The sequence below is a fragment of the Pseudomonas zanjanensis genome, assembly GCF_014268745.2.
Taxonomy (GTDB): domain Bacteria; phylum Pseudomonadota; class Gammaproteobacteria; order Pseudomonadales; family Pseudomonadaceae; genus Aquipseudomonas; species Aquipseudomonas zanjanensis.
Genome location: NZ_JABWRB020000004.1, coordinates 61,445 through 74,773, shown reverse-complemented (window position 1 = coordinate 74,773; position 13,329 = coordinate 61,445). Strand labels below are relative to the sequence as shown.

Below are 13,329 nucleotides of genomic sequence, written 5' to 3'. Positions count from 1 at the left end.
AGATTCGAGAATTTACCTACAGGCTGACAGGAAGAGCTTCCTACGACGGAGAGCCGTCATGACGAGGTGCTGTGCTAAGCTGGCGACCCTTTTTTAACAGTGGAGTCTTGGCGATGAAGGCACGCATCCAATGGGCTGGCGAAGCCATGTTCCTCGGTGAGTCAGGCAGTGGTCATGTGGTCGTCATGGACGGCCCGCCAGAGGCCGGTGGCCGGAACCTGGGTGTTCGGCCGATGGAAATGCTCCTGTTGGGCGTGGGCGGTTGCAGCAACTTCGACGTGGTCAGCATTCTCAAGAAGTCCCGCCAGGCCGTCGAAAGCTGCGAAGCGTTCCTCGAAGCGGAACGCGCCACTGAAGACCCAAAGGTGTTTACCAAGATTCACATGCACTTCGTGGTGAAGGGGCGAGCCCTGAAGGAAGCCCAGGTCAAGCGCGCCATTGAGCTGTCTGCCGAGAAGTACTGCTCGGCTTCGATCATGCTCGGTGCCGCCGGGGTCGAAATCACCCACGATTATGAAATCATCGAGTTGGGTTGAGTCGCCATCCAAGGGCTTGCGACTTGCTGCACAGAAATTGTCGGATAGAAAAAAGGCGACTCCCGTTGGGAAGTCGCCTTTTTAGTTTCCGAGGAATGAGGATGGGTTATCCAGATTCCAATCCGTCAAATCCGATAAGTGCTCTTGGTCATGACCTTGGCCAGCAGGCTCATGCCGAATTTCACCGGGGCCGGGAAACGGAAACCACCGGCGTCAAGCGCACTTTCGGCATGGTGTTCTTCATCCACGCGCATCTGCTCGAGGATCGCTCGGGACTTCTCATCCTCAGCCGGCAATTGCTCCAGATGCTCGTTCAAGTGCTTGCACACTTGATGCTCGGTCGCCGCGACGAAGCCGAGGCTGACTTTGTCGCTGATCAGCCCGGCGACGGCGCCGATCCCGAACGACATCCCATAGAACAGCGGGTTCAGGACACTGGTGTGGCTGCCCAGTTGGCGAATCCGTTGTTCACACCAGACCAAGTGATCGATTTCTTCCTCGGCGGCATGTTCCATTGCCTCACGCACCTGCGGCAGCTTCGCTGTCAGCGCCTGGCCCTGATACAGCGCCTGGGCACAGACTTCGCCGGTGTGGTTGATACGCATCAATCCGGCGACGTGGCGGGTTTGCTCGTCACTCAATTGCGCGTCCGGTTGCACGATAGCCGGTGATGGGCGGTACGGCTGGCCACTGAAGGGCAGCAGGGTGCGCATCGCGGTGTCGGCTTGCAGCAACAGACGGTCAATCGGCGAGTAGTGACGTTGGGTAGTCATGCTTACCTCCGGGAAAAATCACAGCGGCCAGTTTAACCCAATCGGCCGTCGAAGATTTGCGTTGGGTCAGGGGTATCAGCCCGGCGGCCAGTTCATCTGGCGCTGACCCAGCACATGCATATGAATGTGATAGACCGTCTGCCCACCCAGTTCATTGCAATTCATCACCACGCGAAAACCTTCTTCACAGCCCAATTCCAGCGCCAGGCGCTGGGCAGTGAACAGAATGTGCCCGGCCAGGCCCTTGTCTTCTTCGGTAAGATCATTGAGCGTTCGGATCGGTTTCTTTGGAATGACTAGAAAGTGCACGGGCGCCTGTGGGGCGATGTCGTGGAAGGCCAGTACCTGGTCATCCTCGTAAATGATCTTCGCCGGGATTTCCCGGTTGATGATCTTGGTAAACAGAGTATCCACAGCTGTTTTCTCCGTTGGGTTCGTTGAGGTCGAATGCCTCGAAGGCCTCGGTTGAGGTGTCTTGGCTGTTCAGCGTGAGGGCATCAGTGCGGGCAGTAAGCCTTGTTGACCATGCCGGCGATCGTCCGGACCAGCCACCGTGATCCTAGCCGCGGCAGTGCGGCCAGCCAGCGGTTGCGGCGTCCGGGAATGATGATGGCGCGGTTTTTGTCCAGTGCGCGCACGGCGTACAGGGCGACTTCTTCCGGGCTCATCAGCGATTTGCTGGCGATGAGTTTTTGCTCGTCCATCTGCGCCTTGGAAAAAAAGCCGGTTCGGGTCGGACCAGGACAAAGCACCGAGACCTTGATCGCGCATTTCTTCAATTCAACCCGCAGGGCTTCGGAGAAGTGCAGCACATAGGCCTTACTGGCGTGGTAGGTGCTCATCCAAGGTCCGGGCTGGAACGCGGCGACCGAGGCAACGTTGAGGATCTGGCCGCCGCCAAGCAGCGCCATGCTATTGCCAACGGCATGACAAAGCCGTGTCAGGGCAAGAATGTTGACTTCGATCAGGTCCTGCTCGGTCATCCAGTCCTGGCCCAGGAACGGCCCGCTGGTGCCGATACCCGCGCAATTGACCAGCAGGTCGATTTGCCGTTCACCTTCCTCCAGTTCCAGCAAAAAGCCTGAAAGCCTCAGCGGTTCGCCCAGGTCGCAAGCCCGGAACAGTACCTCCACGCCAAACCGCTGGGTCAGTTCGATTGCAATGCTTTCCAGCCGATCACGTTGTCGAGCCACCAGTATCAAGTTGCGGCCACGCCGGGCCAGCGCTTCAGCCATGGCCAGGCCGATGCCGCTGGAGGCGCCAGTGATCAGTGCGTAACGGGTCATGCAGTTCTCCATCGCAACAGCCCGCCGCCAAATGACTGGGCTGTCACCGGCATGAAGCGCGCTTATTGTTCCTCTTCTTCTTCATAGTCTACAGAAGGCGGAGCGGGCTCGGCTGCCTCAACGGCGGGCTCTTCAGCGGTTTCGCTGCTGGACTCGCTGCTTTCGTAGCTGCTCAGGCTGCTGGTGTCGTAGTCTTCCTGGAGGGCTCCGAAGATGCCTGCAAACGTGGCGATGAAAATCAATACGATCATCACGAGCCAGAGCGAGGCCAACAGCTTGACCCCCGTGGTATTGCGCGGGGGTGGCGGGCCATATTGGTTTGCACCGGTGTTGCCTGGCGCGATGATGAGGATGAACGGGAAGATGCTGCCCACGAAGGGAACCAGGTTGATCAGCCACAACCACCCCGACCAACCGAGGTCGTGCAGGCGCTGGACGTTGAACTGGATGCTCACGAAGGCAAAGGCAAGCACAACGACCGCGGCGAGCAGGCCGCCGACAATGAGCGCCGCTATCGAGTCGGAAGCCAGCAGCCAGGTCGAGGCGAGCCAGAAGCCCACGCCGACCAAGGGCAGTAGAGCCAGGGTCAACGCCATGGTCCAGGCCAGGTAGCGAAGGCGCCCAATACGGCCATCGAAGCTGAAGGGCTTGAGGGTGCTGTACTCGGCAAGCGCTTCACCGACTTCGGCGCGGGGAGGCGCGTAGGGCGAGGCGGGTTCGATGATCGAATCGGGGTGGCGTCCACTCGGTTGCCGTGGCGCGTCCTGTACTTCGCCAAGGCTCAATTGGACGGTGGGTTCGGCTTCGATCCTGGCATCGATACCGCTTTTGTTGAGCGCTTCGAGGTACTGCTGCGCCTCGTTCTGGGACAGGTTGCTTTTCAGGGCCACCTTGCGACCGGTGAACAGTCGTTCAATGGCGGCGACGTCGCTCTTGAACAGCTCGGCGAGGTTGAGTTTGGCGGTGGTGGTATCGACGCCCGGCATCACGCCGCCGTCGAACACGATGTTGAAACGGGTTTCGCTCATGCCCGGCATCCTTGTCTCTGAAAGTTAAGTAGTTGTTTTGTTTGGGCTGGTTCAGCGCGGCCATTGCCCGCCAAGCTGTGCCGCCCGGGCTTGTGCTTGACGGTATTCTTCATCCAGGCGCGCCACCAACTGATCGACGCTGGGCAAATCATCGATTCCACCCACGCCCTGGCCGGCGGACCATACGGTTTTCCAGGCCTTGGCTTCATCGTTCAGCGGTTTGAGTTTCGAGCCAAAATCCACCTCGCCTTTGTTCTGCAGGGCGGCGAGATCGAAACCGGCATTCTCCAGGCTCTGGCGCATGAAACTCGCCGGCACCCCGGATACAGCAGGAGTATGCACGATGTCCGCGGCTCTGGATGTGAGCAACATCTCTTTATAAGCGTCAGGTGCGTGGCTTTCGCTTGTACCGATAAATCGCGTACCGAAGTAGGCCAGGTCCGCGCCGAGCAATTGTGCGGCCAGAATCTGATGGCCGTGGTTCAGGCATCCTGCAAGCAGCAGGGTCTTATCGAAAAACTGGCGGATCTCGGCAATCAGTGAAAACGGGCTCCAGGTCCCGGCATGCCCGCCTGCGCCGGCGGCAACGGCGATCAAGCCATCGACACCGGCTTCGGCGGCTTTTTCGGCATGACGTCGGGTCGTCACGTCATGGAACACCAGCCCGCCATAACCGTGCACCGCGTCCACCAGTTCTTTCACCGCGCCCAGGCTGGTGATGACGATCGGCACCTTGTGTTCGATGCAGATGGCCAGGTCGGCTTGAAGTCGCGGGTTGCTGTGATGGACGATCAGGTTCACGGCGTAGGGCGCCGGGTTTTCCAGGGTCGCCAGGCCTGCTTCGATTTCTTCCAGCCAGGCCTTGAAGCCGCTGCTTTCGCGCTGGTTCAACGCCGGAAAGCTGCCGACGATGCCATTGCGGCAGCAGGCCAGCACCAATTGCGGATTGGAAATCAGGAACATGGGCGCCGCCACGACGGGCAGGCGCAAGCGTTGTTCAAGCAGAGCGGGCAACGACATTGGAAGTACCCCGGATAATGAATGCTGATTGGAGATTAGAACGGTCGGACGACGACCAGAATTACGATAGCCAGCAATATCAGAACCGGCACCTCATTGAACCAGCGATAAAAGACATGGCTGCGGGTGTTTTCGCCACGAGCGAAGCGTTTCACCTGGGCGCCGCACATGTGGTGGTAACCGATCAACAGCACGACCAAGGTCAACTTGGCGTGCATCCAGCCTCCCTGAGTGAAGTAGGCACCGGCGTTGAGGCTCAGCAGCCAGATGCCGAATATGAGGGTGGCGATCATCGCCGGGCCCATGATGCCGCGGTACAGCTTGCGCTCCATGACGCTGAAGCGCTCTTTGCTGACGCTGTCCTCGCTTTGGGCGTGATAGACAAACAGGCGAGGCAGGTAGAACAGGCCGGCGAACCAGCAGACCATGCTGACAATGTGAAGTGCTTTGAGCCACAGATAGAGCATTTTTAGTTATTCCAAGAAATCACGGTAGCTCGATAGTAGAGGTTAGAGCGGCCGCACGTCACCTTGACGGTTGTCGCCACGCCCTGCGGCCCCTATCATCGACGGCTTTCCAGTGGGTTCGTTGAGGGCAGGTTTATGGTCAAGGTCGGTATCGTCGGCGGCACGGGTTACACCGGTGTCGAACTGCTGCGTCTGCTGGCACAGCATCCGCAGGCTGAAGTGGTGGTCATCACCTCCCGATCCGAGGCCGGCCTGGCCGTCGCCGACATGTACCCGAACCTGCGAGGCCATTACGACGGCCTGGCGTTCAGCGTTCCGGACGTCAAGACCCTCGGCGCCTGCGATGTGGTGTTCTTCGCCACGCCCCACGGTGTTGCTCACGCCCTGGCCGGCGAACTGCTGGCCGCCGGCACCAAGGTCATCGACCTGTCGGCGGACTTCCGCCTGCAGGACGCCGATGAATGGGCCAAATGGTACGGCCAGCCCCACGGTGCGCCGGAACTGCTTGAAGAGGCGGTCTACGGCTTGCCGGAAGTCAATCGCGAGAAAATCAAACAGGCACGATTGATCGCTGTGCCGGGTTGCTATCCGACGGCGACACAGCTGGGGTTCTTGCCGCTGCTGGAAGCCGATCTTGCCGATGCTTCGCGCCTGATCGCCGACTGCAAGTCCGGTGTCAGCGGTGCCGGACGTGGCGCCAGTGTCGGCTCGCTGTATTCCGAGACGTCGGAAAGCATGAAGGCGTACGCGGTCAAAGGGCATCGCCACTTGCCGGAAATTCGCCAGGGCTTGCGCCGGGCAGCGGGCAAGGACGTCGGCCTGACCTTCGTGCCGCACCTGACCCCGATGATTCGTGGTATCCATTCCACCCTGTATGCGACTGTCGTCGATCGTTCGGTGGATCTGCAGGCGTTGTTTGAAAAACGTTATGCCAACGAACCGTTCGTCGATGTGATGCCGGCTGGCAGTCATCCGGAAACCCGCAGCGTGCGCGGTGCGAACGTTTGCCGGATCGCCGTGCATCGTCCCCAGGACGGTGATCTGGTGGTGGTGTTGTCGGTCATCGACAACTTGGTCAAGGGCGCGTCCGGCCAGGCCGTGCAGAACCTGAACATCCTGTTCGGGCTGGATGAGCGTCTGGGACTGTCCCATGCGGGGATGTTGCCGTAATAGCAGCAATAAGCTTTATGTTGGCGGCTGCAAGCTTGAGGCTTGTAGCTCGCCGCTGCTCTTCTAAATAGTTGACCAATTTTCTAGGAGAAGCGGATAATGCCCGCCATCACGCATTATGGCGGCGTAAGCGCCGGGAGATATTCAGCATGAGCGTCGAAACCTTCACCCCCACGGCTTTGCAATTCACCCACGGTGCCGCGCACAAGGTGAAGAGCCTGGTCGATGAAGAGGGCAATGATCGTTTGAAGCTGCGCGTATTTGTTACGGGCGGCGGTTGTTCCGGTTTCCAGTACGGCTTCACTTTCGATGAAGAAGTGGCCGAAGACGACACCATTGTCGAGCGCGAAGGGGTCAGCCTGGTGGTCGACCCGATGAGCTTCCAGTACCTGGCAGGTGCCGAGGTGGATTATCAGGAAGGTCTGGAAGGCTCGCGTTTCGTGATCAAGAATCCTAACGCCACCACGACCTGTGGGTGCGGCTCTTCGTTCTCGATCTGAAGGCTTCAATAAAAACGCCGCGGTGCCTTAGGCCCTGCGGCGTTTTTTTTGTCCGTGATTATTGGATTCAGGCCGGGTAGATAGCGCCGAGTATGCGCAGGCCACGGGCGCCCGTGACACTTGGACGGTTACCTGGAATACCTTCAAGACAGCAATGGGCGAGCCAGGCGAACGCCATGGCTTCGACCCAGTCCGGATCCACGCCATATGCCGCCGTGCTGCTGACGGTGGCCTCTGGCAGCAATTCAGCCAGGCGCTTCATGAACGCCTGGTTGTGCGCGCCGCCGCCGCAGACCAGCAACTCCTGAGCATTCGGCTGGGCATACTGAAGTGATTCGACGATAGTCAGGGCGGTCAGTTCGAGTAACGTCGCCTGGACGTTTTCCGGGGCGAAGGCTGGCAACTGCGACAAATGCTGGCTCAGCCACGGCAGGTTGAATACTTCACGACCGGTACTTTTCGGACCCTTGGTGACGAAGAAGGGGTCGCTGAGCAGTGCCTTGAGCAAGGCTGGCTCGACTTTTCCGCTGGCGGCCCATTGGCCGTCGCGATCGAAATGCTCACCGCGTTGTTGATGAATCCAGGCATCGAGCAATACGTTGCCTGGGCCGCAGTCGAAACCGGCGACAGGTTTTGCGGGCGCTATCAGGCTGAGGTTGCTGAAGCCACCGACATTCAGCACGGCACGATGACCGGCTCGTTCTTCGAACAATGCTTCGTGAAACGCCGGGACCAGTGGGGCGCCTTGCCCGCCAGCGGCGACATCGCGGCTTCGGAAATCGCTGACGACGGTGATGCCGGTCAATTCGCTCAACAGTGCCGGATTGCCAATTTGCACAGTAAACCCACGGGCCGGTTCATGGCGGATGGTCTGGCCGTGGCTGCCAATCGCCCTGATGTCTTCAGGCTTGAGTTTCTGTTCGTTGAGCAGGGTATGGATGCCCTGCGCGGCCAGCTTTACCCAGCTTTGTTGGGCAATGGCGGAGCGGGCGATCTCATCGGGCCCGCTGCTGCACAATTCGAGCAATTCGGTGCGCAGAACGGCGGGCATGGGGATGTAGTGTGTGGCGATCAATTTGATCGCCGGGGCCAGTTCGATCAGTGCGATATCCAAGCCGTCCAGGCTGGTCCCGGACATCACACCGATATAAAGCGCCATGCTTAGCGCTTGCTCGAGGCCAGCATGGTGGCTTTCTCTTGATCCATGCGAGCCATCAAAGGTTGGCTTTGAGCCAGGAAGCGTGTGCGCTCGCCCTTGGCGATCGGATCGGCCATCGGCAATTTCTGGCCAAGTGGATCGACATGAACGCCGTTGACCTGGAACTCATAGTGCAAGTGCGGGCCGGTGGAGAGGCCGGTGGTGCCGATGTAGCCAATCACCTGGCCTTGCTTGACGGTGCCGCCAGTCTTCACGCCTTTGGCGAAGCCCTGCATGTGCCCGTACAGGGTGCGATAGGTATTGCCGTGCTGAATGATCACGGTGTTGCCATAACCGCCGCGACGGCCTGCCAGCAACACCTTGCCGTCGCCGGCTGCCTTGATTGGCGTGCCACGAGGGGCGGCGTAGTCGACACCTTTGTGGGCGCGAATCTTGTTCAGGATCGGATGCTTGCGACCTGCGGAGAACTTCGAGCTGATACGGGCGAAATCAACCGGTGTACGGATGAATGCCTTGCGCATGCTGTTGCCGTCGGCGGTGTAGTAGCTGCTGTTGCCTTGCTTGTTGGTGTAGCGCACCGCAGTGTACGTCTTGCCGCGGTTGGTGAAGCGCGCGGAGAGAATCGGGCCGTTGCCGACGCTCTTGCCATTGACCACTTTCTGCTCGTAGATGACGTCGAATTCGTCGCCCTGGCGAATGTCCTGGGCGAAGTCGATGTCGTAGCCGAAGACACTGGCCATATCCATGGTCAGGCTATGGGAAAGGCCGGCGCGCGCAGCGGACTGGGACAGCGAACTGTTGATGACGCCATGGACGTAGGCCGAGCGAACGGTAGGCTTGGCGGTGACGCGGTTGAATACATAACCCTTGTCATTTTTGGTCAGGGTGATGCTTTCCAGGTCACTCAGCTTGGTGTGCAGGTTGGTCAGCTGTCCGTCTGGATTGAGTTCGAATTCGAGTTTCTGGCCGCGTTGCAATTGAGTGAATTGCTTGGCTTGTTTGTCGCTGGCCAGGACTTCATGGACCGAAGTCGAAGGCAGGCCAACCTTTTCGAAGAGTGTGGAGAGAGTGTCGCCCTTGGCAACAATCACTTCGCGATGGTCCGGTCCTTTCTTTTCTTCTGCCACAGGCGCTTCTGCCTGAGAGGCGGCCTGGGCAGGGTCTTGCGGGCTGTTTTCAATCTGTGCAAACGGAGAAGCAGCCGGCTCGTTTGTGGCTTGAACGGCTTCGGCGGCGTCTTGTTCTTGTGTCAGTTGTTCAGCAGGGCTTTCCAGTTCAAGACTCAGAGTCGTCTTTTTGGCTTCAACATCGCTGGAGGGAAACACCAGGAGCGCCAGGCTAAGGAGGGCTGCGATGCCACTTGCGGCAAGCAGGTGGGTCTTCGGGTAAAGCGGCGGCGCTTTAGACGGTTCTGTGGTCATAAGTAATTTTGGCTTTTGAAAAAATGAATTGGAAAAGATGAATGACATGATGAAGATGAAATAACTGTATAAAATATAACCAAAACCCCTGCGAAGCAAGCCCGCGAACGCTCTGTTCTGTGGATTGGCGTCCTTGCGCCTGGCAAACCTTGTATTTGGTGCGCGATCTTGTATGGTTGGGGCCCTTTGAATCTGAGCCTTACGGGTCTGTTATGAAGTCGGTTGAAGAGCAGCTAGCGCTGATCAAGCGTGGTGCGGAAGAACTGTTGGTCGAGTCCGAGCTGATCGAAAAGCTCAAGCGTGGGCAGCCGCTGCGTATCAAGGCTGGCTTCGATCCGACGGCGCCCGATCTGCACCTGGGTCACACCGTGCTTATTAATAAGCTGCGCCAGTTCCAGGATCTGGGCCACCAGGTCATCTTCCTTATAGGGGACTTCACCGGCATGATCGGTGACCCGAGCGGCAAGAGTGCTACGCGCCCGCCGCTGACCCGCGAGCAGGTCCTCGATAACGCCGAGACCTACAAGACCCAGGTATTCAAGATTCTTGATCCGGCCAAGACCGAAGTGGCTTTCAACTCCACTTGGATGGATAAAATGGGGCCGGCGGATTTCATTCGCCTGACGTCTCAATACACCGTGGCTCGCATGCTTGAGCGCGATGACTTCGACAAGCGCTATACGACCAATCAGCCAATCGCTATCCATGAGTTCCTCTATCCGCTTGTACAGGGTTATGACTCGGTTGCGTTGCGCGCGGACGTTGAGCTCGGCGGTACCGATCAGAAATTCAACCTGTTGATGGGGCGTGAGCTGCAGCGCGGTTATGGTCAAGAGGCGCAGTGCATCCTGACCATGCCATTGCTGGAAGGGTTGGATGGCGTGAAGAAGATGTCCAAATCGCTGGGCAACTACGTGGGCATCCAGGAAGCGCCAGGCGTCATGTACAGCAAGCTGGTCTCCATTCCTGATGCGCTGATGTGGCGCTACTTCGAGCTGTTGAGCTTCCGGTCCATGGATGAGATCAATGCGTTTCGTGCTGATGTAGAAGCTGGGGCTAATCCGCGGGACGTCAAGATCAAGTTGGCCGAAGAGATCGTTGCTCGTTTCCATGGTGAAGAGGCAGCTGCCAACGCTCACCGTGCGGCGGGTAATCGTATGAAGGATGGCGAGCTGCCGGATGACTTGCCGGAGATCGAGCTGGTTGCTGCCGAGGATATGCCGATTGCGGCCGTCCTTAATAAAGCAGGCTTGGTCAAGAATGCAGCGGTGGCACGAGATCTCCTTGGTTCGGGCGGTGTGCGTGTAGATGGTGAGGTTGTGGATCGCACCTATATATATGAGCTGGGATCTACTCATGTATGCCAGGCCGGCAAGAAGGCTTTTGCGCGGATTACGCTGAAATCCGAATAAAGCTGAAATTAAGGGTTGACGGCAGATTCTGGAAGTCTATAATTCGCCCCACTTCCGGCGCAGTCGAAACGGAAAACTCCTTGAGATTCAATGAGTTAAGTAGGTTTCGAAGGTGTCGGGCTTCAGTTCATCGAAGCTTGGAAGGAGCAGATAGAGTGGTGATGTTTGGCTCTATCGGCGGTTCGATCTTCTCGGTCGAAAGCGGTGAAAAAGAGGTGTTGACAGCAGCGAGTAACGCTGTAGAATTCGCCTCCCGCTAACGAGAGATCGGAAGCGCAAGTGGTTGAAGTTGTTGATGTTTCCGAAGCGAAACTTTGAAAACTTCTTAAAATAACCGCTTGACAGATACACGGGGCGCTGTAGAATGCGCGCCTCGGTTGAGACGAAAGACTCAGCCAACCGCTCTTTAACAACTGAATCAAGCAATTCGTGTGGGTGCTTGTGGAGTCAGACTGCTAGTCAACAGATTATCAGCATCACAAGTTACTCCGCGAGAAATCAAAGATGTAACCAACGATTGCTGAGCCAAGTTTAGGGTTTTCTCAAAACCCAAAGATGTTTGAACTGAAGAGTTTGATCATGGCTCAGATTGAACGCTGGCGGCAGGCCTAACACATGCAAGTCGAGCGGTAGAGAGGTGCTTGCACCTCTTGAGAGCGGCGGACGGGTGAGTAATGCCTAGGAATCTGCCTGGTAGTGGGGGATAACGCTCGGAAACGGACGCTAATACCGCATACGTCCTACGGGAGAAAGCAGGGGACCTTCGGGCCTTGCGCTATCAGATGAGCCTAGGTCGGATTAGCTAGTTGGTGGGGTAATGGCTCACCAAGGCGACGATCCGTAACTGGTCTGAGAGGATGATCAGTCACACTGGAACTGAGACACGGTCCAGACTCCTACGGGAGGCAGCAGTGGGGAATATTGGACAATGGGCGAAAGCCTGATCCAGCCATGCCGCGTGTGTGAAGAAGGTCTTCGGATTGTAAAGCACTTTAAGTTGGGAGGAAGGGCATTAACCTAATACGTTAGTGTTTTGACGTTACCGACAGAATAAGCACCGGCTAACTCTGTGCCAGCAGCCGCGGTAATACAGAGGGTGCAAGCGTTAATCGGAATTACTGGGCGTAAAGCGCGCGTAGGTGGTTCGTTAAGTTGGATGTGAAAGCCCCGGGCTCAACCTGGGAACTGCATTCAAAACTGTCGAGCTAGAGTATGGTAGAGGGTGGTGGAATTTCCTGTGTAGCGGTGAAATGCGTAGATATAGGAAGGAACACCAGTGGCGAAGGCGACCACCTGGACTGATACTGACACTGAGGTGCGAAAGCGTGGGGAGCAAACAGGATTAGATACCCTGGTAGTCCACGCCGTAAACGATGTCAACTAGCCGTTGGGAGCCTTGAGCTCTTAGTGGCGCAGCTAACGCATTAAGTTGACCGCCTGGGGAGTACGGCCGCAAGGTTAAAACTCAAATGAATTGACGGGGGCCCGCACAAGCGGTGGAGCATGTGGTTTAATTCGAAGCAACGCGAAGAACCTTACCAGGCCTTGACATCCAATGAACTTTCCAGAGATGGATTGGTGCCTTCGGGAACATTGAGACAGGTGCTGCATGGCTGTCGTCAGCTCGTGTCGTGAGATGTTGGGTTAAGTCCCGTAACGAGCGCAACCCTTGTCCTTAGTTACCAGCACGTTATGGTGGGCACTCTAAGGAGACTGCCGGTGACAAACCGGAGGAAGGTGGGGATGACGTCAAGTCATCATGGCCCTTACGGCCTGGGCTACACACGTGCTACAATGGTCGGTACAGAGGGTTGCCAAGCCGCGAGGTGGAGCTAATCCCACAAAACCGATCGTAGTCCGGATCGCAGTCTGCAACTCGACTGCGTGAAGTCGGAATCGCTAGTAATCGCGAATCAGAATGTCGCGGTGAATACGTTCCCGGGCCTTGTACACACCGCCCGTCACACCATGGGAGTGGGTTGCACCAGAAGTAGCTAGTCTAACCTTCGGGAGGACGGTTACCACGGTGTGATTCATGACTGGGGTGAAGTCGTAACAAGGTAGCCGTAGGGGAACCTGCGGCTGGATCACCTCCTTAATCGACGACCGCAGCTGCTCCATGAGCTCCCACACGAATTGCTTGATTCATTGAAGAAGACGAAAGAAGCAGCCAAAAGGGTTGTAGCTTGGTTGGTTAGAGCGCACCCCATGCTCTGTGGTAAAGAGCAGGGTGAGGTCGGCCTTAGTAGCTCGAAATTGGGTCTGTAGCTCAGTTGGTTAGAGCGCACCCCTGATAAGGGTGAGGTCGGCAGTTCGAATCTGCCCAGACCCACCAATTTTGTGTGGGAAACGCCTGTAGAAATACGGGGCCATAGCTCAGCTGGGAGAGCGCCTGCCTTGCACGCAGGAGGTCAGCGGTTCGATCCCGCTTGGCTCCACCACTACTGCTTCGATTGTATAAAGCTTAGAAATGAGCATTCCATCGGTTCGATGGTGAATGTTGATTTCTAGTCTTTGACTAGTTCGTTCTTTAAAAATTTGGGTATGTGATAGAAAG

12 protein-coding genes, 2 tRNA genes and 1 rRNA gene are annotated in these 13,329 nt (G+C 57.3%); 7 read left to right on the top strand and 8 right to left on the bottom strand.

Features of this window, described 5'->3' with window-relative positions; all coding sequences use genetic code 11:
- Positions 1-113 precede the first annotated feature (113 nt).
- Positions 114-536: an OsmC family protein gene (locus HU715_RS23070; RefSeq protein WP_003206127.1), complete on the top strand. Its 423-nt coding sequence runs from the start codon at positions 114-116 to the stop codon at positions 534-536.
- Positions 537-661: 125 nt separating this feature from the next.
- Here the strand turns inward: HU715_RS23070 and coq7 are convergent, their stop codons facing one another.
- The 6 genes from coq7 to hemJ all read right to left on the bottom strand — a co-directional run bounded on the left by coq7 (position 662) and on the right by hemJ (position 5,110).
- A complete protein-coding gene (gene coq7 / locus HU715_RS23065) occupies positions 662-1,309 on the bottom strand; it encodes a 2-polyprenyl-3-methyl-6-methoxy-1,4-benzoquinone monooxygenase (RefSeq protein WP_060740380.1) in 648 nt (215 codons plus the stop codon).
- Positions 1,310-1,384: 75 nt separating this feature from the next.
- Positions 1,385-1,723, bottom strand: a complete 339-nt coding sequence (locus HU715_RS23060; protein ID WP_003316306.1) for a histidine triad nucleotide-binding protein — start codon at positions 1,721-1,723, stop codon at positions 1,385-1,387.
- Between the two features lie 83 nt (positions 1,724-1,806).
- A complete protein-coding gene (locus HU715_RS23055) occupies positions 1,807-2,595 on the bottom strand; it encodes an SDR family NAD(P)-dependent oxidoreductase (protein ID WP_186706985.1) in 789 nt (262 codons plus the stop codon).
- Between the two features lie 62 nt (positions 2,596-2,657).
- Positions 2,658-3,623 (bottom strand): DUF805 domain-containing protein, encoded by a 966-nt coding sequence (locus tag HU715_RS23050; RefSeq protein WP_186706986.1) that lies wholly within the window; start codon positions 3,621-3,623, stop codon positions 2,658-2,660.
- Between the two features lie 51 nt (positions 3,624-3,674).
- A complete protein-coding gene (locus HU715_RS23045) occupies positions 3,675-4,643 on the bottom strand; it encodes an NAD(P)H-dependent flavin oxidoreductase (protein ID WP_186706987.1) in 969 nt (322 codons plus the stop codon).
- A 35-nt stretch (positions 4,644-4,678) separates the two neighbouring features.
- Positions 4,679-5,110 carry a protoporphyrinogen oxidase HemJ gene (gene hemJ / locus HU715_RS23040; RefSeq protein WP_186706988.1) on the bottom strand — a complete coding sequence of 144 codons (432 nt, stop codon included), beginning with the start codon at positions 5,108-5,110 and terminating at the stop codon, positions 4,679-4,681.
- A gap of 135 nt (positions 5,111-5,245) precedes the next feature.
- Between hemJ and argC the strand changes: the two genes are divergently transcribed.
- Both argC and erpA read left to right on the top strand, forming a co-directional pair.
- Entirely contained in the window at positions 5,246-6,280 is a 1,035-nt protein-coding gene (gene argC / locus HU715_RS23035) for an N-acetyl-gamma-glutamyl-phosphate reductase (protein WP_186706989.1), read from the top strand.
- A gap of 149 nt (positions 6,281-6,429) precedes the next feature.
- On the top strand, positions 6,430-6,780 hold the full coding sequence (erpA, locus tag HU715_RS23030) for an iron-sulfur cluster insertion protein ErpA (protein WP_003177727.1): 351 nt from the start codon (positions 6,430-6,432) through the stop codon (positions 6,778-6,780).
- A gap of 67 nt (positions 6,781-6,847) precedes the next feature.
- Here the strand turns inward: erpA and HU715_RS23025 are convergent, their stop codons facing one another.
- Together HU715_RS23025 and HU715_RS23020 are read right to left on the bottom strand one after the other, a co-directional pair.
- Positions 6,848-7,939, bottom strand: a complete 1,092-nt coding sequence (locus tag HU715_RS23025; protein WP_186706990.1) for an anhydro-N-acetylmuramic acid kinase — start codon at positions 7,937-7,939, stop codon at positions 6,848-6,850.
- A 2-nt stretch (positions 7,940-7,941) separates the two neighbouring features.
- On the bottom strand, positions 7,942-9,360 hold the full coding sequence (locus HU715_RS23020) for a peptidoglycan DD-metalloendopeptidase family protein (RefSeq protein ID WP_186706992.1): 1,419 nt from the start codon (positions 9,358-9,360) through the stop codon (positions 7,942-7,944).
- 212 nt (positions 9,361-9,572) lie between these two features.
- On the opposite strand from HU715_RS23020, the gene tyrS reads away from it, so the two are divergent.
- The 4 genes from tyrS (at position 9,573) to HU715_RS23000 (ending at position 13,213) form a co-directional block, all read left to right on the top strand.
- The gene (gene tyrS / locus HU715_RS23015) at positions 9,573-10,772 is read left to right on the top strand and encodes a tyrosine--tRNA ligase (RefSeq protein WP_186706991.1); all 1,200 of its coding nucleotides are present in this window, start codon (positions 9,573-9,575) and stop codon (positions 10,770-10,772) included.
- A 561-nt stretch (positions 10,773-11,333) separates the two neighbouring features.
- Positions 11,334-12,870 (top strand): 16S ribosomal RNA (locus tag HU715_RS23010).
- Between the two features lie 160 nt (positions 12,871-13,030).
- Positions 13,031-13,107: transfer RNA gene (locus tag HU715_RS23005), tRNA-Ile, on the top strand.
- Between the two features lie 30 nt (positions 13,108-13,137).
- Positions 13,138-13,213, top strand: a tRNA-Ala gene (locus tag HU715_RS23000).
- The last annotated feature ends 116 nt before the right edge of the window (positions 13,214-13,329 follow it).

What these genes read in the sequence shown, in the direction of transcription:
- HU715_RS23070 (WP_003206127.1), top strand. Translation starts at nt 114, where the DNA reads ATGAAGGCACGCATCCAATGGGCTGGCGAAGCCATGTTCCTCGGTGAG.
- coq7 (WP_060740380.1), bottom strand. Translation starts at nt 1,309, where the DNA reads ATGACTACCCAACGTCACTACTCGCCGATTGACCGTCTGTTGCTGCAA.
- HU715_RS23055 (WP_186706985.1), bottom strand. Translation starts at nt 2,595, where the DNA reads ATGACCCGTTACGCACTGATCACTGGCGCCTCCAGCGGCATCGGCCTG.
- HU715_RS23050 (WP_186706986.1), bottom strand. Translation starts at nt 3,623, where the DNA reads ATGAGCGAAACCCGTTTCAACATCGTGTTCGACGGCGGCGTGATGCCG.
- HU715_RS23045 (WP_186706987.1), bottom strand. Translation starts at nt 4,643, where the DNA reads ATGTCGTTGCCCGCTCTGCTTGAACAACGCTTGCGCCTGCCCGTCGTG.
- hemJ (WP_186706988.1), bottom strand. Translation starts at nt 5,110, where the DNA reads ATGCTCTATCTGTGGCTCAAAGCACTTCACATTGTCAGCATGGTCTGC.
- argC (WP_186706989.1), top strand. Translation starts at nt 5,246, where the DNA reads ATGGTCAAGGTCGGTATCGTCGGCGGCACGGGTTACACCGGTGTCGAA.
- erpA (WP_003177727.1), top strand. Translation starts at nt 6,430, where the DNA reads ATGAGCGTCGAAACCTTCACCCCCACGGCTTTGCAATTCACCCACGGT.
- HU715_RS23025 (WP_186706990.1), bottom strand. Translation starts at nt 7,939, where the DNA reads ATGGCGCTTTATATCGGTGTGATGTCCGGGACCAGCCTGGACGGCTTG.
- HU715_RS23020 (WP_186706992.1), bottom strand. Translation starts at nt 9,360, where the DNA reads ATGACCACAGAACCGTCTAAAGCGCCGCCGCTTTACCCGAAGACCCAC.
- tyrS (WP_186706991.1), top strand. Translation starts at nt 9,573, where the DNA reads ATGAAGTCGGTTGAAGAGCAGCTAGCGCTGATCAAGCGTGGTGCGGAA.